A 23,979-nucleotide genomic window follows, 5' to 3' on the forward strand; every position below is an offset into this window, starting at 1 on the left:
GGAGTGAGGGAACACCGAGCGTAAGCGAGGTGCCCAGTGGTGGGGCGAGGCGCTTTTGGTTACTTTTGGCGCCCTTTCAAAAGTGACCCGCTGTAAAAGCGGAACCATAAGCCGCCGTTACCGCAGCAATGGATATGCACCCGGAAATCCAAGTCGACTGCCAGGCCGCCATCGCGAGCAGGCTCGCTCCCACAATAGATCGGAGTGCAACCGCAAAAACAGGTCGGCTGTCAGGCCGTCTCGCGAGCAAGCTTTGCTCCCACAGTCCAATCCCCCCAGGTATAACGAGCGCACAGCAGGGAAAGACCAGCCAAATCCCCCCAAACCGCCACAAACTCCCTGTAAACTCCGGCCTTTGCCCCCGACACAGGAAGTTGGCATGTCCGCCTCGATCCTTTACATCCACGGCTTCAACAGCGCCCCCGCCTCGACCAAGGCCCGCCAGCTCATCGCCGTGATGACCCGCCTGGGCCTGGCCGACCGACTGCAAGTGCCGGCCCTGCACCACCACCCCCGCGAAGCCATGGCCCAGCTGGAACAAGCGATTACACAACTGGGTTGCCCGCTGCTGGTCGGCAGCTCGCTCGGCGGCTACTATGCCACTCACCTGGCCGAGCGCCACGGCCTCAAGGCGTTGCTGATCAATCCGGCCGTCAGCCCCCATCGTATGTTCGATGGCTACCTGGGCCCCCAGAAGAATCTGTACACCGACGAAACCTGGGACCTGACCCTCGACCACGTCACAACCCTGGCCGAATTGGAAGTGCCGGCGCCCCAGGATCCGCAGCGGTTTCAGGTATGGTTGCAAACCGGTGACGAAACGCTGGATTATCGCCACGCCCAGCAGTATTACCGCGCCTGTGCCTTGCGCATCCAGGCTGGCGGCGACCACAGTTATCAGGGGTTTGCCCAGCAACTGCCAGCGCTGTTGAGCTTTGCCGGCATAGGCGCCGATTTGTATCAGGCGATCGATTTCACCTCGCTGTGAGCCATCGCCCTTTTTTCATTTGAACACTGACGACGAGACCCCATGGCCACTCCCAGCGCTAGCTCTTATAACGCAGACGCCATCGAAGTCCTCTCGGGCCTCGACCCGGTGCGCAAGCGCCCCGGCATGTATACCGACACCAGTCGGCCGAACCACCTCGCCCAGGAAGTCATCGACAACAGTGTCGACGAAGCCTTGGCCGGGCATGCCAAGTCGGTGCAGGTCATCCTGCACGCCGACCATTCGCTGGAAGTCAGCGATGACGGGCGCGGCATGCCGGTGGACATCCACCCCGAAGAGGGCGTGTCGGGCGTCGAGCTGATCCTGACCAAACTCCACGCGGGCGGTAAGTTTTCCAACAAGAACTACCAGTTCTCCGGCGGTCTGCACGGGGTGGGTATTTCCGTGGTCAACGCCTTGTCGACCCAGGTCCGGGTGCGGGTCAAGCGCGACGGCAACGAGTACCAGATGACCTTCGCCGATGGCTTCAAGGCTACCGAGCTGGAAGTGGTGGGTACCGTTGGCAAGCGCAATACCGGGACCAGCGTGTATTTCGCCCCGGATCCGAAATATTTCGATTCGCCGAAGTTTTCTGTCACTCGCCTCAAGCACGTTCTCAAGGCCAAGGCCGTGTTGTGTCCGGGGCTGCTGGTCAGCTTCGAAGACAAGGCCACCGGCGAGAAAGTCGAATGGCACTACGAAGATGGCCTGCGCTCGTATCTGGTGGACGCGGTCAGCGGCTTCGAACGCCTGCCCAACGAACCATTCTGCGGCAGCCTGGCCGGTAACAAGGAAGCCGTGGACTGGGCGCTGTTGTGGCTGCCCGAGGGCGGCGAAAGCGTCCAGGAAAGCTACGTCAACCTGATCCCCACGGCCCAGGGCGGCACTCACGTCAACGGCTTGCGCCAAGGCTTGCTCGATGCAATGCGTGAGTTCTGTGAGTTCCGCAACCTGCTGCCCCGCGGTGTGAAGCTGGCGCCGGAAGACGTCTGGGAACGCATCGCCTTTGTGTTGTCGATGAAGATGCAGGAACCGCAATTCTCCGGCCAGACCAAGGAGCGACTGTCGTCCCGCGAGGCGGCGGCGTTTGTTTCCGGGGTGGTCAAGGACGCCTTCAGCCTGTGGCTCAACGCCAATCCGGAAACCGGCCTGGCCCTGGCGGAGCTGGCGATCAGCAACGCCGGTCGCCGGCTCAAGGCCAGCAAGAAGGTTGAACGTAAACGCATCACCCAGGGCCCGGCATTGCCAGGCAAGCTCGCCGATTGCGCCGGGCAGGATCCGATGCGCTCCGAGCTGTTCCTGGTGGAAGGTGACTCCGCCGGCGGTTCGGCCAAGCAAGCGCGGGACAAAGAGTTCCAGGCGATCCTGCCGCTACGGGGCAAGATCCTCAACACCTGGGAAGTGGACGGCAGCGAAGTGCTGGCCAGCCAGGAAGTTCACAACATCGCCGTCGCCATCGGTGTCGATCCGGGCGCCGAGGACATGAGCCAGCTGCGTTACGGCAAGATCTGCATCCTGGCCGACGCCGACTCCGATGGCCTGCACATTGCAACGTTGCTGTGTGCCTTGTTCGTCCAGCATTTCCGTCCGCTGGTGGACGCCGGTCACGTGTACGTCGCGATGCCGCCGCTGTACCGCATCGACCTGGGCAAGGAGATCTACTACGCCCTGGACGAGGCCGAGCGCGACGGCATCCTTGACCGCCTGGTGGCCGAGAAGAAGCGCGGCAAGCCGCAGGTCACCCGATTCAAGGGCCTGGGCGAGATGAACCCGCCGCAGTTGCGTGAAACCACTATGGATCCGAACACTCGCCGCCTGGTGCAATTGACCCTGGAAGATTTCGAGGCGACCTCGGAAATGATGGACATGCTGCTGGCGAAGAAGCGTGCGGGCGATCGCAAATCCTGGCTCGAATCCAAAGGCGACCTGGCCGAGGTGCTGGCCTGATGCGCAATGGGTTCGCCCTGGTTGTGTTGTTGTGGGCGGGGTTTGCGGTGGCGGGGCCGGCGCCGGAACTGAAGTTGCTGTCCGAGCACGCCGTCGAGGGCATGCGCGGCGGCAACCTGTCCGGGTTGGCGAGGTGCGGCAACGAGTTGTGGACGGTGTCCGATCGCGATGATGATCGTATCTATCGTCTGGACACGTCCGATGCAAAGGTCTGGCAGGCCCAGGCGCTGATCATCGACGTGCCGCAGGTGCCTGACAACGGCTTGCCTTGGGGCCTGCGTTCACGGACCTGGGCGGCATCGTTCCTGCGCGGTGGGTCACTGGATTTCGAAGGCATCAGTTGCGACAGCGCCGGCAATCGCTATGTGGTCAGCGAGGCCTATGCAGCGGTGTTGCAAGTGCCGCCGACAGGCGAGGCGTCCTGGCTGAAAGTTGCCCCGGCACTGATTCGCCAGGCCCGGGCCAGCGGAATGCTGCTGCATTTCAATGCGCTGTTCGAAGGCTTGGCGGTAAACCCGGCTGGCGACCAACTCTGGCTGGCCGCCGAACGTGAACGTCGCGGCTTGCTGCTGATCAAGCGTCAGCAAACGGTGTGGGATTGCGACGGCAATTGCGTGCTGTTGAGCGAAGCGGGGCTGGAGATGCAGCCGGCGCAGTTCCCCAAGGCCAGACCGGTTTCTCGGGATTTCGCCGATATTTCGCTGTTCGACGGCAAGCTGTTTACCCTGGAGCGCAACGCCTTCCAGGTCTGCCGGCGTGACCCGCAAAGTGCCAAGGTGGAGCGTTGCTGGTCGTTTGCTGCCGAGGCGTTGCAGGAGAATCGCCGCTATAGGCAGAACTTCGGCCTGGCCGAAGCGTTGGTGGTGGATGCCGAGGGCGCCTGGATCGGCCTGGACAACAACGACGGGCGACGGGCCGACGGCGAAGAGCGACCGATTGTCTGGCGCTTTGCCGCGCCGGACGGCGGCTGGAGCGCTTCGCCGTGAGTCAGCAGCCACCGGGCAAGCGCGCCGGTCGTGTGCTGATGATCCTGGCCTGGTGTGCAGCGCTGTTCTTGGCTACGCGTTTTTTTGCACAGTTGGAGCAGCGCCAGCAGAACCCCAACACCCAGGTGTATTCGCAACGGGGTGAGGGATTTATAGAGGTGAAGTTGGTTGGCAATACCCAGGGGCATTTTGTTGCCAGCGGCCAGATCAACGGCGAGCCGGTGGATTTCATGCTCGACACCGGCGCCACCGACGTGGCGATTCCGGTGGAATTGGCCGAGCGCCTCGGGCTGGAAAAAGGTTCCGGCGTGACGTTGAGCACGGCCAACGGCTTGAGCGAGGGCTATCGCACCCGCATCGACCGGCTGCAACTGGGCGACATCGTCTTGCGTGATGTCCGGGCCCTGGTGGCGCCAGGCCTGGGTGGCACGCAGGTGCTGCTGGGCATGAGCGCCCTGAACAAACTTGAATTTACCCAGCGCGACGGCACCATGCTGCTGCGCCAGACAACGAACTGATGAGGCCCGCATGAGCGACATTCTTGCAGACAGCTTAGATGGCGTAGAGCGCCGATCGCTGGCTGACTTCACCGAAAATGCCTACCTCAACTACTCCATGTACGTGATCATGGACCGCGCCTTGCCGCACATCGGCGACGGCTTGAAGCCGGTCCAGCGACGGATCGTGTACGCCATGAGCGAACTGGGGCTGGACGCCGACTCCAAACACAAGAAGTCGGCGCGTACCGTCGGTGACGTGCTCGGCAAGTTCCACCCCCACGGCGATTCGGCCTGCTACGAAGCCATGGTGCTGATGGCGCAACCGTTCAGCTATCGCTACACGTTGGTAGACGGACAGGGCAACTGGGGTGCGCCGGACGATCCCAAGTCCTTCGCGGCCATGCGTTACACCGAGGCGCGGCTGTCGCGTTACTCCGAGGTGTTGCTCAGCGAACTGGGCCAGGGCACCGCGGATTGGGGGCCGAACTTTGACGGTACTCTCGACGAGCCCCTGGTGTTGCCGGCGCGTTTGCCGAATATCCTGCTCAACGGCACCACTGGCATCGCCGTGGGCATGGCCACCGACGTGCCGCCCCACAACCTGCGGGAAGTGGCGACCGCCTGCGTGCGCCTGCTGGATGAGCCAAAGGCCACGGTGGAGCAGCTCTGCGAGCACATCCAGGGCCCGGATTATCCGACCGAAGCGGAAATCATCACACCGCGCGCCGAGCTGCTGAAAATCTACGAGAACGGTCGCGGTTCGGTGCGCATGCGCGCGGTGTACCACGTCGAGGACGGCGACATCATTGTCACTGCGCTGCCGCATCAGGTCTCCGGCGCCAAGGTGTTGGAACAGATTGCCGCGATGATGCAGGCAAAACCGTCGAAAGCCCCGCAAGTGGCGGACTTGCGCGACGAGTCCGACCATGAAAACCCATGCCGTATCGTGATCATTCCGGTCAACAGCCGGGTCGACCATGAAGCCTTGATGCAGCACCTGTTCGCCAGCACTGATCTGGAGTCCAGCTACCGGGTCAACATCAACATCATTGGCCTGGACGGCAAGCCACAGCTGAAAAACCTGCGGGCACTGCTGGTGGAATGGCTGGAGTTCCGGGTCAAGACCGTACGCCGGCGTCTGCAATTCCGCCTGGACAAGGTCGAGCGCCGCCTGCACCTGTTGGACGGCTTGCTGATCGCCTACCTGAACCTGGACGAGGTGATCCACATCATCCGTACCGAGGATCACCCTAAGGCCAGGCTGATCGAGCGGTTTGCCCTGAGTGAGATCCAGGCCGACTACATCCTCGATACCCGCTTGCGCCAGTTGGCGCGGCTGGAAGAGATGAAGTTGCGGGCGGAACAGGATGAATTGCTCAAGGAGCAGGCCAAGTTGCTCGCACTGCTGGGCAGTGAAGCCAAGCTCAAGAAGCTGGTGCGCACCGAGTTGCTCAAGGATGCCGAAACCTACGGCGACGACCGTCGCTCGCCGATCGTCGAGCGCGCCGAAGCCAAGGCCTTGAGTGAACACGACCTGCTGCCGAATGAGAAAGTGACCGTTGTACTGTCGGAAAAAGGCTGGGTGCGCTCCGCCAAGGGGCACGATATTGACGCGGCCGGGCTTTCCTACAAGGCCGGGGACAGTTTCAAGGCATTGGCGCCGGGGCGCTCGAACCAGTTTGCGGTGTTCATTGACTCAACGGGGCGCAGCTATTCGGTGGCGGCCCATACCCTGCCGTCGGCTCGCGGCCAGGGTGAGCCGCTGACCGGTCGATTAACGCCGCCGCCGGGTGCAACTTTTGAATGCGTGCTGATGCCTGATGATGACGGGCTGTACGTTATTGCGTCGGACGCAGGTTACGGCTTCGTGGTCAAGGGTGAGGATCTGCAAGCCAAGAACAAGGCGGGCAAGGCATTGTTGAGCCTGCCGAACAACGCCAAGGTGATTGCGCCGCGCCCGGTTCACGACCGCGAGAACAACTGGCTGGCTTCGGTGACGACCGAGGGCAGGCTGCTGGTGTTCAAAATCAGCGACCTGCCGCAACTGGGCAAAGGCAAGGGTAACAAGATCATCGGTATTTCCGGCGAACGGGTGGCGAGCCGTGAGGAATTTGTCACGGATATTGCAGTATTACCGGAAGGCGCCACGCTTGTTCTACAGGCTGGAAAGCGGACGCTGTCGTTGAAAGCAGACGATCTTGAGCATTACAAAGGTGAACGCGGTCGGCGGGGCAACAAGCTTCCGAGGGGTTTTCAGCGGGTCGATGCGCTGCTCGTCGAAAACCTGAATTAAGCGTCCTAGAGGGTCCGGTCTGCAATTAAATGGTGCAGACCGACGCTTTCGCGCTGGAGTCGGGACGCATATTCACGGATGATAGGCCCTTTCAAGCGCCGGCGTGGCCGAGCGTTCTTTTTTATGACCAAGTATTTTTCACTGTGGTATGCCTTGTGGCCGCCACTTGGACGGGACGATGACTGCTCTGCGCCTTCCTATTTTGTGGCTCGCCGGCCTGCTTGGCCTGGCGGGTTGCGCCGTCAACCAGCCGGTGTCGCTGTACCAACTCGACAGCGGCAACCCGGCCCAGCCTGCGCAAAGCACAGGCATGGCGGTCCTGCTGGGGCCGGTGTTGATTGCCGATTACCTGCAACGCGAAACCTTGTTGCAACGCCAACCGGACGGCAGTTTGCAGGCTGCTACGGATGGCCGTTGGGCCGGTAGCCTATCCTCGGACATCGATCAGCTGCTGTTGCGTCAGGTCGCCGGACATCTGGACAGCCAGCGTGTCGTCCTGGCGCCAGCCACCCAGGGCTTCACGCCGGACGTCCAGGTGCTGCTGTCGATTACCCGCCTGGATTCGGGCAAATCCCAGCCGGCGGTGCTCGACGCCCAATGGCGCTTGATCGACCGTCGCGGCAAGGTGCGGGAGAACCGCATCGTGCATTTGCAAGAGCAACATGCCGGCACTACCGCCGCGCAGGTTCAGGCCCAGGGTATGTTGGTGCAGCGCCTGGCCGAGCAGCTCTCCACGGCGCTCAAGCCTCTGGCCAACCAGCCGCCGATCGTCGAAGCCCCGACCCGCAAATCCGCGCCGGCCCAGGCCAAGCCTACCGAACAGGAAAAGTCGCCGAAAATCCCGATGGCCTTGCCGATTCGTACGGATATGGAAGTGTTCAGGTTCTGATGGTTGGACAGGATGAAAGCAAAGCCCGCGTTGATGCGGGCTTTGTTGTTTCTGACGAGTGGATTTTGCGGCGTTTGCGCTGGCCTAATCGCGAGCAGGCTCGCTCCCACAAGGTTTCAGCGAGCCATCGCCCCCTGTGGGAGCGAGCCTGCTCGCGATTGACGGTGGCACAGACAACAAAAAGCCCGCAGACAATCACTCATCTGCGGGCTTCGTCGTATCAGCTACTGAACTTCAGGCCTGGCGCTCATGCATCCGCGCCAACTGCCGCTCCAGCATCGATGGATACGGCTCCATCAAGCGCTCCACGCAGCAGGCGCCTTCGGGGCTGGCGATAGGGCGGATGCGGGCGCGCTGGCGGATCAGTGCGTCGTCGTTGATCTTGCGCTCCACCAGCAGCAGGTTGCGGCTGTGTTGCGACAGGGCCAGAGCGTCCTGGGCGGTTTCGGTCAGCAGCAGGTCGATCTGGCTCAGGCCGAACAACCCGTCGCCCAAGGTCAGGCCCAATTGCAGTTGCAGGGTGATGCCGCTGTCGGCGACTTCGATCTGCAACTGGTGCCCCAGGGCGCGCAGCAGCTCACCGCAGCAGATGGCGTTGGTCAGGTAGTCATCGCCGCTGTCCTCGGTGTGGAACAGCATCAGCGTGCTGCCATCATTGAGGGTGTGCAGTTCGCCCTGATAAAGCGATGCGGCCTGGTCAAGGCAGTCGCGATAGCGCTCCAGCAGCTCCTTCAGGCGTGCCTGGGGCAGGCGGCGCAATTGATCCTGAGCACCCAGTTGCACCGCCAGCACGGCGCTGTGCTGGGGTTGGTTCGAGACCGAGGGGCGGGCAAGCGGTTTCGGCTCGCCGGCCACCGACTCGTCACGCAGGTCGGCGAAGGCGTCGTCGTCTTCATCATCCTCGGCGGTCCGCACCACGTGCCGCGGGGCGGGCCTGGCAGCTGGCATCGGCGGGCTTTCATCGAAGCCCGGATCACGCAGGTTGCGCACCTCAAAGCCTGGCTCGGCGTCGTCCTCGTCAACGAAGTCGAGTTCTTCCGGTTCCGGCACAGGCGCAGGTTCCGGCGCGAAACTGGCGTGCAGTTGCCGGGCCAGGTCGCCGATTTCGTCCTGGCGCTGGGTGGCCGGGGTGTGTTCGTCAATGTCCCGCAGCCACACGCGCAGTTGCAGCAATGGCGTGGAGATGTGCCGGCCCAGGCGCAGGCTCAAGGCCAGAGCGAGTGCCAGAAGAATCGCGCTGAGGATGCCCATGCTTTGCAGGCTGATGGTCATCGGTTGCTGGAACTGGTCCATGTCCAGGCTGATGCGCAGTTGCCCGGCGGTCACGTCCTGGAAGGTGATCTTGCTCTGGTACATGCCCCCGGACTCGCCCAGCAAGCCCGGCTTGGGACGCTGGCCGGCCTCGGCGAGGATGCGGTTGTCGACGCTGTAGATGGCGGCGTGGGCCACCAGCTTGTTCTTGGTCAGGTTATTGAGCAGCACGTTGAGGCTGAGGATGTCGTTGGACACCAGCAGCTCGGTGGCGGACGTGGCGGTCTGGGTGGTCAGGCTTTCACCCAGGGCATCGGCCTGCTCGTGCATGGCCTGCTTGAACTGCAGCCCCATCACGCAGGCATAGATGACCAGGGCCAGGGCGACCAGGATCACGTTATGGCTGGCGATGCGCAATGCGATCGGTACGCGCCGGTGGCGCAGTGCACGAAAGATCAGCAGGAAGAAATTATCGGTTTTGACTGGCGTGGGCCGGTTCACTGAGCTCGGCTCTTTGTCCGTGAAATTGACGCGCAGTATAGCGACAGCCCCATGACCGGCAAAGCACTGGCGGTGCCCGATGGTCACTGAATGTGGGTAGAATGCGCTTTTTTTCCACCTGCGGGGGTGCGCCTTGCGCGAAATCGTCCTGATAAACATCACTGGCAGCGACCGTCCTGGCCTGACTGCGGCCATTACCGGCGTCCTGGCCCAAGGTGGTGTGACTATTCTCGACATCGGTCAGGCGGTGATCCATGACACGCTGTCGTTCGGCATCCTGGTTGAGATCCCGGACGCCGAGCAGAGCAAATCGGTGCTCAAGGACATCCTGTTCACCGCCTACAAACTTGACCAGCAGGTGCGTTTCACCCCGGTTTCCGAGGCCGATTATCAGCATTGGGTGGACGGGCAGGGCAAGCAGCGCCACATCGTGACCCTCCTGACCCGCAAGGTAACCGCCGAGCAGTTGCAGCGCGTCAGCTCGATCACCGCTCAATACGGGCTGAACATCGACCATATCGACCGTCTCTCCGGGCGCATGCCCCTGGATACCCCGGCCGACAAGGGCAAGGGCTGCATCGAGTTTTCCGTGCGCGGCGAACCGGCCGATCCCCAGGCATTGCGCGCCGAATTCCTCAGCGTGGCCCAGGAACTGAACGTCGATATCGCCTTCCAGGAGGACTCGCTGTTCCGGCGTAACCGCCGCCTGGCGGTCTTCGACATGGATTCGACGCTGATCGAAGCCGAAGTCATCGATGAACTGGCGAAAGCGGCCGGGGTGGGTGACAAGGTCTCGGCCATTACCGAACGGGCGATGGCCGGCGAGCTGGATTTCCGCGCCAGCTTCAAGGAGCGCCTGGCGCTGCTGCAAGGCCTGGACGTCAGTGTGCTGGATTCCATCGGTGCCTCCCTGCGCCTGACCGAAGGCGCCGAAACGCTGTTCGCCGAACTCAAGCGCCTGGGCTACAAGACAGCGATCCTGTCCGGTGGCTTCACCTACTTCGCCAAGCAACTGCAAGCCAAACTCGGCATCGACTACGTGTTCGCCAACGAACTGGAAGTGGTGGACGGCAAGGTCACTGGCGTGGCCGTCGAGCCGATCGTCGATGCCCAGCGCAAGGCTGACCTATTGCGGGAGCTGGCTGAAAAGGAAGGCCTGCGACTGGAGCAGACCATCGCCGTGGGCGATGGCGCCAACGACTTGCCGATGCTGGCCATCGCCGGCCTGGGCGTGGCGTTCCGTGCCAAGCCGCTGGTCAAGCAGTCGGCCAGGCAGGCGATTTCCACCCTGGGGCTGGATGGGGTGCTGTACCTGCTGGGCCTGCGGGATCGGGACGGGCAGCTCTGAGCCAATACGCCGATCCGAGTGAGCGCTTTTGTGGCGAGGGAGTTTGCTCCCGCTGGCCTGCGCAGCAGGCCCGATGTGGTCAACCTGACACACGGGATGTCAGGTTTTCAGGGCCGCTTCGCGCCCTTGCGGGAGCAAGCTCCCCTCGCCACAGAGGATTGCGTGTTGGTTGTCTAGAGCGACTTCCACAGCGAATCGAAATCCCCCTCAGCTTCGGTTCCATCCCCGGCGGTGACCGAGTCCTCCTGGTGATAGGAAAACTGGTTGAAGCTGTGGGTGCTGGTCAGCCGTCGGTCCAGACCGGCCCGGCGTTCCTGGCCGTTGGTATTGATCAGGATCCGCTGGCCCTCCTGGAACGGCAGGCGCGGGGCGATCATGGTGGGGGGCAGGTCGATAGCGCTGATCTCCGGCAATAGCAGCCCGCGCAAGTATTGACCTTGCTCTTGCTTGTCCCGCACCAGTTGCAGTCCGCAGGGTTGTGCGTGGGGGGCGACCAGCTCAATGCCCATCTGCATGGTGCCGTTGCGCACCTGGCGGATCCACCGCACCACGGCCACGCTCCAGGCTTGGTCACTGGCATCGCGGATACCGATCACTTCTCCGGCTTGCAGCTGTTCCGGCACTTCCTTCGGCCAGGCAAGGCAGTAGCCGCCGGGGCTGTGGTTGACGATCGGCAGGTCGTAGGTCGGGAAGTGATGCTGTTTGTCGGAGTTGCTGCCGTCGTCATCGGCCGGGTTGACCGGGTACTCGATTTCTTCGTAGGGCAGCATGTCGCCATCGCCGCTGGGGGCGGCATCGAAGGCCTTCTTCCAGGTGTCGCTGCTTTTGGTCGGTGATGCCTCGAAGCGCGCCTTGCCAGTGGCAGGAGTCTTCAGGATATCGCTGAACGAGCGTTCGCCGCCGAGGAAGTAATGCAACGCGCTCATGCCCACGCACAGCGTCAACGTGCCACTGCCCTCGGTGCGCTGGAAGCTGCGCTCGGCAGCCTCGCCCCAGGCCGCTTGCAGATGGCGCAAGGTGTCGGCGCTCATGCCGCCAGGCACGGGCAGGTCAGAAGGTTTATCCAGGTGAGCTGCAATCGCGCTGACCAGGCGCTGTGGATCAAAACCCTGCAAGGTCGGCTGTTGTTCGGCCCTGAATTTGGAGCGATAGCGTGGTCCGACGTCCAGCTCCGGCGCGACGGCGAACAGACCGGTGGCGGTTGCGGCGGGGTCCAGTTTGACGTAGTGACTCCAGGGTTCCAGCACTTCGGCCAGCCGTGCGATCTGGCTCTGGCGCAGTTGATTGCTGCGTGACGCCCCCAGCAGCAAAGCGACGACGTAGGTCTGTTCGGCGTTCAACTGATGGACCTGGCTCGCCAGTTCATCGCTCACGCTCAGGTGCTGCAAGCGGTGCAGGCAGGCGATCCGGTACAGCTGGTGCAAATCCAGCCATAAGCCTTCAGGTACGGGGCTGTAGATCTGGCTGGCCCGCACCAGCAGGCTGTCGAGGGCATGCAAGGCCCGTTGCAGTGCGGTGCTCAGCAGGCGCGCCCGGTCCTTGGTGTATTTCGCCGCGATGCGCGCCGCGATCTGCTTGTAACCCATCGCCAGGTGGGTTTGCAGGGCCTGGCAGAGGTTGACGATCTTGCGCGAGCGGTCGTCCAGCACGACGGCCTGTTGGAGGAAGTGCCGCTCCAGATGCCTACAGACGTAATACACCTCGGGCCGCAGCAGCTCGAGCAATTGCAGGCGATTGTCGCTGGGGGTGAGAAACTGGTTGAGTTCGCCAAGGGCCTGGTACAACAGACGAGCCGTTTCGCCGATGTTGGCCTTGGGCAGGTTGGCGATCCAGCGTTTGAGGTCACGTGGCGTGCCATCGCAGAAGGACAGGCGTGACTGCGTCGGGGTCGAGACGCGCAACAACTGGAGAGGGCTGGTCTCATTCATGCCGTGGACGGACTCCGGCCAGAAAAATGAAAAGGATCTTCTCAACTCTAGCAGCTGTGGCTGAAAAGAAGTGCCCTATCTATTTCTGGACGGCTATAGCCACTGTGGGAGCGAGCTTGCTCGCGATGACGGTTTGTCTGCCAACATATTTGTCGACTGACGCGCCGCTATCGCGAGCAAGCTCGCTCCCACAGGGTGTTCAGTGCCTTAAATGGTTGGAAGCGCCAACCCCTGGCCCATCCGCACCGGCGAGCCGGCCACCAGTTCCTCGGCCCATTTCACCTGACCCGGCCCGAACAGCACGATGGCGGTAGAACCCAGCTTGAAGCGCCCGAGTTCGGCGCCTTTTTCCAGGTGGATCGGTGCACGGGCGGCTTCGTCGTAGCGGAAGGTTTTCAGCTCACGCTTGGGTGGCGTGACCAGCCCGGCCCAGACGGTTTCGATGGACGCCACGATCATCGCGCCCACCAGCACTACGGCCATCGGCCCACGCTCGGTGTCAAAGATGCAGGCTACGCGTTCATTACGGGCGAACAGCTCCGGAACGTTTTCCGCGGTGGTCTGGTTGACCGAGAAGATCCGGCCAGGGATGTAGACCATTTCCCGTAGGGTGCCGGCCAGCGGCATGTGGACACGGTGGTAGTCCTTGGGCGACAAGTAGATGGTGGCGAAATCGCCACCCATGAACGGTGCGGCGTTGGCCGTGTCACCGCCCAGCAGTTCCAGCACGCTGAAGCTGTGGCCCTTGGCCTGGAATACCCGGCCATGCTCGATTGGGCCGAGTTGGCTGACCGCACCATCGGCAGGGCTGAGGATCGCGCCCGGGGTCTGATCCAGCGGGCGGGCGCCGTCTTTCAAAGCGCGGGTGAAGAAGGCATTGAAGTGCTCGTAGGCAGTCAGGTCTTCCACCAGGGCCTGGGACATGTCCACTTGATAGCGCTTGGCGAACCACGCAGTGAACGCATTCTTGAACCAGCGCACGCGGCATTCGGCGATGCAGCCGGCCAGCCGCGACAGCAAGTGGTGAGGCAGCAGGTACTGAGAGAGGATGAACAAACGGTTTTTCATTAACTGTCCTTAAGCACTTTCAAAGCTCGATGGGGGTGTCGGGGTGGTTGCCCCATTCGCCCCAGGAACCGGCATAGCCTTTGACCCGCGGATAACCGAGCGCCTTGGCCACCAGATAGGTGAAGCCAGAGCGGTGGTGGGTCTGGCAGTGGGTGATGATTTCTTTGTCCGGCGTGATGCCCAATTGTTCGAGTATCTGCGGCATGTCCCGGCGAATGCGCAGGTTGCGCGCCTGATCCATGCCGGCGGTCCATTCGAAGTTGATGGCGCCGGGGATATGTCCGCCCCTGGCAGCGACGACTTTTTCGCCGGAAAACTCCAGCGGGCCGCGAGCGTCCCAGATCGCCAGGTCGGCAGCACCGAGGCGGCTTTGCAGGTACTCGCGCGTTGCGGTGGGGGCTTCATGCAGGGTCAGGCTCACCGGGCCTGCGACGGGCGCCGGGACTTCGATCGAAACCGGCAGGCCTTCGTCCAGCCAAGACAGCAGGCCGCCGTCGAGGTAGTGGTAACGGGTGTGGCCAATCACGTCCAGCAGCCAGATGAAGCGCCCGGCCCAACCGCCGCCTTCGTCGTCATAGAGCACGTAGACTGCCTCGGGGTTGTGCCCGAGTTCGCCGAACAGGGCCTCGAGATCGGCTTTGGCCGGCAACAGGCCCGGCGCCGGCGGCTGGCCCAGTTGCGTGCGCTTGGGGTCGACGAACCGTGCGCCAGGGATATGTCCGGTGCTGTAGCGGGCGGCGCTGGTCAGGTCCACCAGGATCAGCTCGCGGGCGTCGAGGCGCGCAAGCAGCTCGCTCGGTTCGATCACCAGCGGCAAGCCAGAGAAGTCAGGCATGTGAGGTCTCCAGGGGCGCAAAGGGAAAGGATTGTAGCAAGTTCAGCGACCGCGGTTGGTAAAGGTGTGCAGGGCCCGTTCGATGCACTGCACGGTTTTACCAAAGGCCTGCAAGGTCACGTCCGAGAACGGTCCGCCGCCCTGGTCCGCCACCACCAGCATGATCACTCGCCCGTTGCAGGTCAGCGAACGCAGGATCAGATGCTCGCCCTTGAATTGGCTGCGCAGGCCCGGCGGCAACAGCGCAGAAAACTGCGCGTTGTTGTCCGGGTTCAGGCGGACCTGAGCCTGCTGGGCCAGCAACCGCTGCAAGACCTTGCTTTGGCTGATGGAAAAACTCATGGCCGCGGCTTCGGCAGGCAGGCCGGCGGTCTGGTGTACGCGCACGCTGGTCTGGCTGCGATCGGCCATCAGGATCATCACCCGGCGCATGCCGCAGGCCACCAAAACATCCCGTGCCGAGGTGGTCAGGTGCATGGCATTGCGGAAGGGGCTTGGCTCCACCAGCAGCGCCGAGCATTGCTTGCGCCACTGACCCAGGCTTTCGGCGCTGGGCGCAGCGGCCGGCAACAAACCGGGGTGGACGCGGCGCAGCCCCCATGGCCAGATCAGCGCCACAGCCGGGTGCCAGAGGTCCGGCATGGCGTGCTGCCGGGCACTGACGGCGGCTTGCTGATGCAGTTGCTGCTGCAACTCATCCATCGGCATCTGCAGATACAGGCTGGTGAGGTACTGCCAGCGCGAACTGTGGGGGCAATCCCAGGCCTGGTGGGCTGAAAGGGCCAGACCGTTTGCCAGCAACACGGTGTTGGCCGGCTGATTGAGCCAGCGTCGCAAGGTCGGGTCGTCGTCCAGGCGATTCTGCTGGCGCAACGGGTGCTCACTGTCGCGGGCGATCCGCAGCACTTTCACCAGTTCGCGACGCTCGGTGAGCATCAGGCGATAGCCCTGTGCCACCCAGATCGGCAGGCGCCAGGTCTCCACCAGCGCCAGGCAGATGTGCAACAGGCCGACACCGAACAGTTCACGCTCTACTTTAGCGGCGGATTGGCCTTTATGGACCACGCGCAATTCCCATTCCCCCAGCAGGCGAGGGTGAGTCAGGGCCAGGGCCCAGAGCGGCGACAGAAACAGCAGGCTGCCCCAGTGGATGTCTTGCCACAGCCGGGCCAGGCGGCTGGCAAAAAAACCGTTGGCCTGTTGCGTGGCATGCTGGCTGATCAATTGCATCTGGCGCAGGGCATTCGGGATTTGCTGCTCCGGCAATGAGGGCAGGCGCGCAAGCAATTCTTCGGTGCGCTTGAGGCCGAGGCGGTTGATCGCTACTTCTAGGTTTTCCGCAGGTTCGGCGAGGCTGCCATGGGTGTGCTGGTTGGCTTCACGGATCACGCTCAGGGCCAGGGCGGGGCTGTCCTGCATCAGCTCGGCGATGTCGCGCAGGGAACGGCGACTGTCGCCAAGCGCCTTGCGGACCAGGTCGTGGCTGGCCTGGGGAACCGGTAGATGCACGCCCTCAAGCAATTGTACCCAGCCTTGCAGCGTGGTTGGTCGTGGCGTTGGAACCTTGGTTTCGTGAGTCATGGCTGGACGCGCTCATCCCCGAAGTATCGACGCCCGGAACGGGGCAAATTGGCTTTTCGCCAGAACTGGCTATAGTCTGGCGCAGTTTTGCCGATAAGTAGAAGAAGAGATTTTTCAGCTTCCGAATATGACCTTGAACCCGACTTAAGTAAGTACTTTCTATCTATGGCTAAAATTATCGGCATCATTGTCGTGTTCGCGAGCGTGCTCGGCGGATACGTGCTCTCCCATGGCAAGATTGCCGCCCTGATCCAACCTTTCGAGGTGATGATCATTGGTGGCGCGGCTTTTGGCGCCTTCCTGCAGGCCAACCCTGGCTATATGACCATGCATGTGATCAAGAAGTCCTTGACCATGTTCGGTTCGCGCTTCACCCATACCTTCTATCTCGAGGTCCTGGGCCTGGTGTACGAGATCCTCAACAAAAGCCGCCGCGAAGGCATGATGGCGATCGAGGGCGATATCGAAGACGCGGCCGCCAGCCCGATCTTCGCCAAGTATCCAGCCGTGCTCAAGGACGCCCGCATGACGGCGTTCGTGTGTGACTACCTGCGAATCATGTCGTCGGGCAACATGGCTCCCCACGAGCTCGAAGGCCTGTTCGACATGGAACTGTACAACCTCAAGGAGGACCTGGAGCACCCATCCCACGCCGTTACCGGTATCGCGGACGGCATGCCCGGCTTTGGTATCGTCGCGGCGGTACTGGGTATCGTGGTGACCATGGCGTCCCTGGGCGACGGCGACCAGGCGTCCATCGGCTTGCACGTAGGCGCGGCGCTGGTTGGTACCTTCTTCGGTATTCTGGCGGCGTATGGCTTCTTCGGCCCCCTGGCCACTTCCCTGGCCCATGACGCCAAGGAAGAATTGAACGTCTATGAGGCCATCAAGGCCTCTCTGGTGGCTTCGGCCTCGGGTATGCCGCCATCGCTGGCGGTGGAATTCGGTCGCAAGGTCCTGTACCCGGCGCATCGTCCAAGCTTCGCCGAGCTGGAACAAGCGGTCCGCGGTCGCTAAGTCATGGAAAATAACCAGCCGATCATCATCAAGCGGGTCAAGCGCATAGCCGCTGGACACCACGGGGGCGCCTGGAAAATCGCCTTCGCCGACTTCGCGACGGCGATGATGGCGTTTTTCCTGGTGCTGTGGCTGCTGTCCACGGCCACCCCGGAGCAGAAAATCGCCATCGCCGGTTACTTCAAGGATCCGATCGGGTTCTCCGAAAGCGGCACACCGTACATCATCGACCTGGGTGGCTCGCCGACCCTGGCGCCGGACAACACCCTCAACCCGGAGGTCAAGTCCCAGCCCCAGCCCGACAAGGTGACGGTGGATACCGAGCAGGTTGAAGGCATGGCCGAGCAGATCGAGCGCGAGCGTCTGGAACTGCTCTTGCAGGAATTGCAGAACAAGGTCGAAGAAAACCCGCAACTGCAGAAATTCAAGGATCAGATCCTGTTCGAAATTACGCCGAACGGCTTGCGCATCCAGATCATGGACGCCGAGAACCGGCCGATGTTCGATTCCGGCAGCGCTCGCCTGAAGCCGTACTTCGAGGACATCCTGCTGGCCATGGCCGACACCATCAAGGCGGTGCCGAACAAGATCAGCATCAGCGGTCATACCGATGCCAAGCCTTATGTCGGCAAGGGTGACTACGGTAACTGGGAGTTGTCCGCCAACCGCGCCAACGCGGCACGTCGGGCCCTGGTGGCCGGCAGTTATCCGGACGAGCAGGTGGCACGGGTGGTCGGTTATGCCTCCTCGGCGCTGTTCGATCGCAAGGATCCGTTCAATCCCGTCAACCGGCGTATCGACATCGTGGTACTGACCAAGAAGGCCCAGCAGGCCATCGAAGGTTCGCAAACCGATGACCCGGCGCCAGATCCGGCCCAGGGCGCTCCTGGCGCGGCACCGGCGGCCAATCCTGGCGCTGCGGCGGATCCGAACGCGCTGCCGGCGGACCAGCAACCCGTGCCGGCCCATGAGCTGCGCGAGCGGCTGAATCTGTTCGACGCCCCTGCGACGAAACCGGCGGAACCGCCAGCGCAGTAAGGCCCAATAAAAAAGCCGCGATTATTCGCGGCTTTTTTATTGGGTGCTGCTTCTGTGGCGAGGGAGCTTGCTCCCGCTGGGTTGCGTAGCAGCCCCTTGAGTGAGCGCTGCGCGCTCCAGCGGGAGCAAGCTCCCTCGCCACGAAAACTTCCCTTTCAGGTCAATAGGTGCTTTGCGGCAAGCTGGCGATGATCGAGCGGTAGCTGTTCATCCGTTGCTGCTGCACGCGTCCGTCTTCCAGGGCCTTGAGCAGGGCGCAGCCGGGTTCGCGGTCGTGCTTGCAGTCGCGGAAGCGGCAGGTGCCGATCAGGTCGTTGAACTCGATGAACCCGGCTTCGACATCCGCCCGGCTGACGTGGCCCAGACCGAATTCGCGGATGCCCGGGGAGTCGATCAACTCACCGCCGCGGGGGAAGTGGAACAAGCGTGCGGTAGTGGTGGTGTGAGTGCCCTGGCCGGAAAGCTCGGACAGCGGCCCGACGCGGGTCTCGACGTCTGGCAGCAGACTGTTGACCAGCGACGACTTGCCGACGCCGGACTGGCCGACGAATACGCTGATGCGCCCGTCCAGCTGCTGTTGCAGTTGCTCCATGCCGTTCCCATGGTGGGCCGAGACTTCCAGCACCGGGTAACCCAACTGCCGATAGACCGACAACAGGGCGTTGAGCGCAGGCGCGTTGTGTTCGTCGATCAGGTCGAATTTGTTGAGTAGCAGCAGCGGGCGGATGCCGGCGTGTTCGGCAGCCACCAGGTAGCGGTCGATCAGGTTGGCATGGGGCTCGGGGAGCGGCGCGAACACAATCACGATCATGTCGACGTTGGCGGCCACCGGCTTGAGCTGGCCGCGGCTGTCCGGACGGCACAGCTCGGTGTGGCGCGGCAATTGCGCCACGATCACACCGATACCCTGGTTGCCGGGCCGCCAGACAACCTGGTCGCCGGTGACCAGCGCCGGCAGGTTGGCGCGCAGGTGGCAGCGGAATACCTGGCCGGCCAGTTCGCCTTCGCGGGCCTCGACTTCGACCTGCACGCCGAAGTGAGCGATCACCAGGCCCGTCTGTTCAGGGCCCAGGTCGCCACCTTCCAGGGCTTCGACGGCACTGGACTCGCGTTTGGCGGCACGGGCGGCGCGCTCGCCCTGAATCTTTTCGATGCGCCAGTTTTGACGACGATTGAGTTGGCGTTTGGCCATGGGTGTTCCGTATGAAGAATGCAGCGAATAGAGTAAAACGGCCGCGAGTTTAGCACGCCGAGGGGCCTGCCTAGGCTAAACTGCGCAGCTACTCCGAGGAGCCTTTTATATGCAAAACCCGCAGAACCTGATCTGGATAGACCTGGAAATGACCGGTCTGAACCCGGATACCGACGTCATCATCGAAATGGCCACCATCGTCACCGACAGTGACCTCAACACTCTGGCCGAAGGCCCGGTGATCGCGATCCATCACAGCGATGAGGTCCTGGCCGGCATGGATGAATGGAACACCCGCCAGCACGGCGGTTCGGGCCTGACCCAGCGGGTACGCGAAAGCAAGATCAGCATGGCCGAGGCCGAGGCCCAGACCATTGCGTTCCTGGAACAGTGGGTGCCCAAGGGCAAATCGCCGATCTGCGGCAACAGCATCTGCCAGGACCGTCGCTTCCTGTATACCCACATGAAAACCCTGGAAAGCTACTTCCACTACCGCAATCTGGACGTCTCCACCCTCAAGGAACTGGCCGCACGCTGGGCGCCCGAGGTGCGTGACAGCTTCAAGAAGGGCGGCAGCCACCTGGCGCTGGACGACATTCGCGAGTCCATCGCCGAGTTGCAGCATTACCGCAAGCACTTCATCAAGTTCTGACCGGCACCCCAACGACCGGCGAGATTGCCTTTGTGGCGAGGGAGCATGCTCGCGCTGGCCTGCGAAGCAGGCCCCAGCAGTGCTTCAGGTAGACCGCATTGTCCGGTTTGCGACTGCTGCGCCCGAGGCGTCGGACCGGCCGAGCGGGAGCAAGCTCCCTCGCCACGGGGATCTGTTTGGACCAAGGACAGCAGATAGAGGCCGTTGTCTTGCCCCCTTTTGGTGCCTGCTCGAAATGGCTAGACTGCGCGCCTTCCTGCTAGGACCGCCATCATGCTGTTGATGCTCTATCTGATCGCCATCACCGCCGAAGCCATGACTGGCGCGCTGTCCGCCGGGCGGCGCGGCATGGACTGGTTCGGCGTGGTGCTGATCGCCTGCGTCACGGCGCTGGGTGGGGGTTCGGTGCGCGATGTATTGCTCGGACATTACCCGCTGACCTGGGTCAAGCACCCGGAGTACCTGGTATTGACCACGGCGGCGGCGATGCTGACGGTGTTCCTGGCGCGCTGGATGCGTCATCTGCGCTCGCTGTTTCTGGTGCTCGATGCCGTGGGCCTTGTGGCGTTTACCCTGATCGGCTGCATGACTGCCCTGGAAATGGGCCATGGCATGCTGGTGGCGTCGGTCAGCGGTGTGATCACCGGGGTGTTTGGCGGGATCCTGCGCGACATTTTCTGCAACGATATTCCATTGATTTTCCGTCGCGAACTGTACGCCAGCGTCTCTTTTGCCGCTGCTTGGTGTTATCTGCTGTGCGTCTATCTTCAGTTGCCCAGCGAACAGGCGATCCTCATTACCCTGTTCGGTGGCTTCCTGCTGCGGCTGCTGGCGATCCGCTTTCACTGGGAAATGCCGAAGTTTGTCTATAACGACGAGGTCTGACGCTCGGCGTGCTGACGTAGCGCCCATTCCACGTGTTCACGCACCAGTTCCGAGGGGTGGTCGCGCCGCGCCTGGAGCGCCTGGATCACCGGGATGGTTGACGGCGCATTGCCCAACCCCACCGCCAGGTTCCGCAGCCAGCGCTCGTAACCGGCGCGACGCAGCGGCGAACCTTCGGTGCTGCTGAGGAATTTCTCCTCGTCCCACAGAAACAGCTCGGCCAGCCCGGCGTTGTCCAGATTGTGCCGCGGCTTGAAATCGCTCTCTCCCGAGGGGCGGGCGAAGCGGTTCCACGGGCAGACGATCTGGCAGTCATCGCAACCGAATACCCGGTTGCCGATCAGCGGTCGCAACTCCTCGGGGATGGCGTTCTTCAGTTCGATGGTCAGGTAGGAAATGCAGCGGCGGGCATCCAGTACGTAGGGACCGACGAAGGCGTTCGTAGGACAGATGTCCAGGCAGGCGGTGCATTTTCCGCAATGCTCGCTGGCTTGGGGTGGATCCGTCGGCAGCGGCAGGTCGACGAACAGCTCGCTCAGGAAGAAATAGCTGCCGGCCTTGCGGTTCAGCACCAGGGTGTTTTTGCCGATCCAGCCCAACCCGGCCTGTTCGGCGATGGCCTTCTCCAGCACCGGTGCGCTGTCGACGAAGGCGCGATAACCGAAAGGGCCGATGACTGCCTGGATTTTTTCTGCCAGTTGTTGCACGCGTTTACGGATCAATTTGTGGTAATCGCGGCCCAACGCATAGCGCGAGACGTAGGCTTTTTCCGGTTGGCCGAGCATTTGCGCCATGTGCGTGTCGCCCGGCAGGTAGTCCATGCGCAGGGACACCACCCGTAGCGTGCCCGGCACCAGCTCCTCGGGGTGCGAACGCTTGCTGCCATGGGCGCCCATGTAGTCCATCTCGCCGTGGTAGCCGGCCTCCAGCCAGCGTTGCAGATGTTGCTCATGCTCGGCCAGGTCCAGGCCACTGATGCCGACCTGCTGGAAGCCCAGCTCTCGGCCCCAGTCCTTGATGGATTGGGCGAGGGCGGGGAGGTCTGTGGGAATGGCAGGCATGAGGCGAGAGAAACCGGAGCTGAGATGCGTATAATTCTGCCAGACATCGGAGCCCGAAGACGCATGCCGCACACTAAAGATGATTTTCCCGACGCGCTGTACAGCGCCGCGCAGGTCCGGGCCCTCGATGCGCAGCTGATCGCGGCGGGTACGGCCGGCTTTGAATTGATGCAACGCGCCGCCCGCGCCGCTTGGCGGGCAATCGTTCGGCGCTGGCCGGATGCCGACGAGCTGACGGTGCTGGCCGGGCATGGCAATAACGCTGGCGACGGTTACCTGGTGGCGACCCTGGCTCGGCGTGCTGGCTGGTCGGTGCGGGTGCTGACGGTGGGTGAGCCGCGGCGATTGCAGGGCGATGCGGCCAATGCCCATGCCGAGGCGGTCGCGGTGGGCGTGCAGGTGGAGCCGTGGACGGATGAGTCGCCCATGCGCGGCGTGTTGCTGGACGCCTTGCTCGGCACCGGCTTGAGCGGCGAGGTCCGCGAACCGTATATCCGCGCCATCGACACGATCAATGTCAGCGGCCTGCCGGTCGCGGCGGTGGATATCCCTTCGGGTTTATGCGCCGATACCGGTCGGGTGCTCGGCACGGCGGTCTCGGCTGACCTGACGGTGACTTTCATCGGCCTGAAACTGGGGCTGTTCACCGGCGAGGCGGCGGATCGGGTCGGCGAGTTGGTCTTCAACGACCTGCACGCCGATCCTGACCTGATCGAAGCGGCGCCGGCCTGTGCTCGATTGCTCTTGCCGCGCAATCTGCCGCGTCTGGCGCCGCGTCCTGCCACGTCCCACAAAGGCAAGTTCGGCCATGTGTTGTTGATCGGTGGTGACCGGGGCTTCGGCGGCGCGATCCAGATGAGTGCCGAAAGCGCCCTGCGTTGTGGTGCCGGGATGATTTCCATGGCGACCCGCAGCGAGCACGTACCGGCCGCCCTGACCCGGTTACCGGAAGTGATGGTACAGGGCACCCACTCGGCGAATCAGTTGATGGGGTTGCTGCAGCAGGCCAGCGTTCTGGTGGTCGGGCCGGGGCTGGGCCAGGCAGCCTGGGGGCGCAGTCTATTGTCGGCGGCAGCCGATGCGCCACTGCCTCAGGTATGGGACGCCGATGCGCTGAACCTGCTCGGCAGCGGTGCGGTCAGTCTGCCTGAGCGATGTGTCATCACCCCGCACCCGGGCGAGGCGGCGCGGCTGCTGGAGATATCCACGGCCCAGGTGCAGGCCGATCGCCCGGCGGCGGCCCATGCCTTGAGCCAGAAATACGCCGCCACGGTGATTCTCAAGGGCGCCGGCAGCCTGATTGCCAGCCCGGATGGTCGCCTGGCGGTTTGCAGCCAGGGCCATCCGGCCATGGCCACCGCTGGTCTTGGCGATGTGCTGGCCGGTGTGGTCGGCGCTTTGCTGGCTCAAGGCATGGAACATTTCGAGGCCGCGTGCCTGGCGGTCTGGTTGCACGCCAACGCCGGCACCCAGGTCGGACGGGCAGGCCGGGGGCTGGCGGCTACCGATCTGATCCCGGCCATTCGTCAGTTGTTGGAGGAGCATTCACCTTGTCTGAAGTAACCCTGTATGTGGCGGATGAACACGCCATGACGGAACTCGGCGCCCGCATCGCGCGCACCACCGCAGGCCATGGCCTGATTTTCCTGGAAGGCGACCTCGGCGCGGGGAAGACCACCCTGTCCCGGGGCATCATTCGTGGTCTCGGACACGTCGGTTCAGTCAAGAGCCCGACCTTTACCCTGGTCGAGCCCTACGAGATCGGCGACATTCGCGCCTTCCACTTCGACCTGTACCGACTGGTGGACCCCGAAGAGCTGGAATTTCTCGGTATCCGCGATTATTTCGAAGATGACGCGCTGTGCCTGATCGAATGGCCCCAGAAGGGTGCAGGCTTTTTGCCAAAGCCGGACCTGACCATTACCATTGGCGCGCATAACGGCGGGCGTTCGCTGAAACTGACGCCGCAAGGCTCGCGTGGCGAGTCGTGGTGTGCCGCTTTGGCATTGGAAAACTAAT

At 62.9% G+C, this 23,979-nt stretch carries 20 protein-coding genes; 13 read left to right on the plus strand and 7 right to left on the minus strand.

Annotated elements, in window-relative coordinates; translation table 11 throughout:
* Positions 1-379 precede the first annotated feature (379 nt).
* From ACLEJQ_RS15755 to ACLEJQ_RS15780, 6 genes are all read left to right on the plus strand, one after another.
* Positions 380-988 (plus strand): YqiA/YcfP family alpha/beta fold hydrolase, encoded by a 609-nt coding sequence (locus ACLEJQ_RS15755; protein ID WP_440796473.1) that lies wholly within the window; start codon positions 380-382, stop codon positions 986-988.
* Positions 989-1,030: 42 nt separating this feature from the next.
* Positions 1,031-2,935: a DNA topoisomerase IV subunit B gene (parE, locus tag ACLEJQ_RS15760; RefSeq protein WP_440796474.1), complete on the plus strand. Its 1,905-nt coding sequence runs from the start codon at positions 1,031-1,033 to the stop codon at positions 2,933-2,935.
* A complete protein-coding gene (locus tag ACLEJQ_RS15765) occupies positions 2,935-3,921 on the plus strand; it encodes an esterase-like activity of phytase family protein (protein ID WP_440796475.1) in 987 nt (328 codons plus the stop codon). Before parE ends, ACLEJQ_RS15765 begins: the two co-directional genes overlap by 1 nt.
* On the plus strand, positions 3,918-4,439 hold the full coding sequence (locus ACLEJQ_RS15770; protein ID WP_440796476.1) for a retropepsin-like aspartic protease family protein: 522 nt from the start codon (positions 3,918-3,920) through the stop codon (positions 4,437-4,439). Before ACLEJQ_RS15765 ends, ACLEJQ_RS15770 begins: the two co-directional genes overlap by 4 nt.
* Before the next feature lie 10 nt (positions 4,440-4,449).
* Entirely contained in the window at positions 4,450-6,714 is a 2,265-nt protein-coding gene (gene parC, locus ACLEJQ_RS15775; RefSeq protein ID WP_440796477.1) for a DNA topoisomerase IV subunit A, read from the plus strand.
* A 178-nt stretch (positions 6,715-6,892) separates the two neighbouring features.
* The gene (locus ACLEJQ_RS15780; protein ID WP_440796478.1) at positions 6,893-7,603 is read left to right on the plus strand and encodes a PqiC family protein; all 711 of its coding nucleotides are present in this window, start codon (positions 6,893-6,895) and stop codon (positions 7,601-7,603) included.
* A gap of 234 nt (positions 7,604-7,837) precedes the next feature.
* On the opposite strand, the gene ACLEJQ_RS15785 is transcribed toward ACLEJQ_RS15780, so the two are convergent.
* A complete protein-coding gene (locus ACLEJQ_RS15785; RefSeq protein WP_440796479.1) occupies positions 7,838-9,355 on the minus strand; it encodes an AhpA/YtjB family protein in 1,518 nt (505 codons plus the stop codon).
* Positions 9,356-9,488: 133 nt separating this feature from the next.
* Between ACLEJQ_RS15785 and serB the strand changes: the two genes are divergently transcribed.
* Entirely contained in the window at positions 9,489-10,703 is a 1,215-nt protein-coding gene (gene serB / locus ACLEJQ_RS15790) for a phosphoserine phosphatase SerB (RefSeq protein ID WP_440796480.1), read from the plus strand.
* 173 nt (positions 10,704-10,876) lie between these two features.
* On the opposite strand, the gene ACLEJQ_RS15795 is transcribed toward serB, so the two are convergent.
* The 4 genes from ACLEJQ_RS15795 to ACLEJQ_RS15810 form a co-directional block, all read right to left on the minus strand.
* A complete protein-coding gene (locus ACLEJQ_RS15795; protein ID WP_440796481.1) occupies positions 10,877-12,631 on the minus strand; it encodes a molecular chaperone in 1,755 nt (584 codons plus the stop codon).
* A 207-nt stretch (positions 12,632-12,838) separates the two neighbouring features.
* Positions 12,839-13,699 (minus strand): archaetidylserine decarboxylase, encoded by an 861-nt coding sequence (gene asd, locus ACLEJQ_RS15800; RefSeq protein ID WP_440796482.1) that lies wholly within the window; start codon positions 13,697-13,699, stop codon positions 12,839-12,841.
* Positions 13,700-13,718: 19 nt separating this feature from the next.
* The gene (locus tag ACLEJQ_RS15805; RefSeq protein WP_440796483.1) at positions 13,719-14,534 is read right to left on the minus strand and encodes a rhodanese-like domain-containing protein; all 816 of its coding nucleotides are present in this window, start codon (positions 14,532-14,534) and stop codon (positions 13,719-13,721) included.
* A 42-nt stretch (positions 14,535-14,576) separates the two neighbouring features.
* Entirely contained in the window at positions 14,577-16,115 is a 1,539-nt protein-coding gene (locus ACLEJQ_RS15810) for an HDOD domain-containing protein (protein WP_440796484.1), read from the minus strand.
* Positions 16,116-16,280: 165 nt separating this feature from the next.
* Between ACLEJQ_RS15810 and motA the strand changes: the two genes are divergently transcribed.
* Positions 16,281-17,132 (plus strand): flagellar motor stator protein MotA, encoded by an 852-nt coding sequence (gene motA, locus ACLEJQ_RS15815; protein ID WP_440796485.1) that lies wholly within the window; start codon positions 16,281-16,283, stop codon positions 17,130-17,132.
* 3 nt (positions 17,133-17,135) lie between these two features.
* Positions 17,136-18,170, plus strand: a complete 1,035-nt coding sequence (motB, locus tag ACLEJQ_RS15820; protein WP_440796486.1) for a flagellar motor protein MotB — start codon at positions 17,136-17,138, stop codon at positions 18,168-18,170.
* Between the two features lie 160 nt (positions 18,171-18,330).
* Here motB and rsgA read toward each other — a convergent pair whose 3' ends face one another.
* Complete coding sequence (rsgA, locus tag ACLEJQ_RS15825; protein ID WP_440796487.1) at positions 18,331-19,362, minus strand: small ribosomal subunit biogenesis GTPase RsgA; 1,032 nt, start codon at positions 19,360-19,362, stop codon at positions 18,331-18,333.
* A gap of 109 nt (positions 19,363-19,471) precedes the next feature.
* On the opposite strand from rsgA, the gene orn reads away from it, so the two are divergent.
* Complete coding sequence (orn, locus tag ACLEJQ_RS15830; protein WP_440796488.1) at positions 19,472-20,014, plus strand: oligoribonuclease; 543 nt, start codon at positions 19,472-19,474, stop codon at positions 20,012-20,014.
* Positions 20,015-20,284: 270 nt separating this feature from the next.
* Positions 20,285-20,899: a trimeric intracellular cation channel family protein gene (locus tag ACLEJQ_RS15835; RefSeq protein ID WP_245143859.1), complete on the plus strand. Its 615-nt coding sequence runs from the start codon at positions 20,285-20,287 to the stop codon at positions 20,897-20,899.
* Here the strand turns inward: ACLEJQ_RS15835 and queG are convergent.
* Complete coding sequence (gene queG / locus ACLEJQ_RS15840; RefSeq protein WP_440796489.1) at positions 20,881-21,960, minus strand: tRNA epoxyqueuosine(34) reductase QueG; 1,080 nt, start codon at positions 21,958-21,960, stop codon at positions 20,881-20,883. The two genes, ACLEJQ_RS15835 and queG, sit on opposite strands and share 19 nt — an antisense overlap.
* A gap of 63 nt (positions 21,961-22,023) precedes the next feature.
* Between queG and ACLEJQ_RS15845 the strand changes: the two genes are divergently transcribed.
* Positions 22,024-23,523: an NAD(P)H-hydrate dehydratase gene (locus tag ACLEJQ_RS15845; RefSeq protein ID WP_440796490.1), complete on the plus strand. Its 1,500-nt coding sequence runs from the start codon at positions 22,024-22,026 to the stop codon at positions 23,521-23,523.
* On the plus strand, positions 23,511-23,978 hold the full coding sequence (tsaE, locus tag ACLEJQ_RS15850; protein WP_440796491.1) for a tRNA (adenosine(37)-N6)-threonylcarbamoyltransferase complex ATPase subunit type 1 TsaE: 468 nt from the start codon (positions 23,511-23,513) through the stop codon (positions 23,976-23,978). Before ACLEJQ_RS15845 ends, tsaE begins: the two co-directional genes overlap by 13 nt.
* Position 23,979: the final 1 nt, after the last annotated feature.

Origin of the sequence: Pseudomonas sp. SMV71, assembly GCF_052042015.1 — a bacterium.
Taxonomy (GTDB): Bacteria; Pseudomonadota; Gammaproteobacteria; order Pseudomonadales; family Pseudomonadaceae; genus Aquipseudomonas.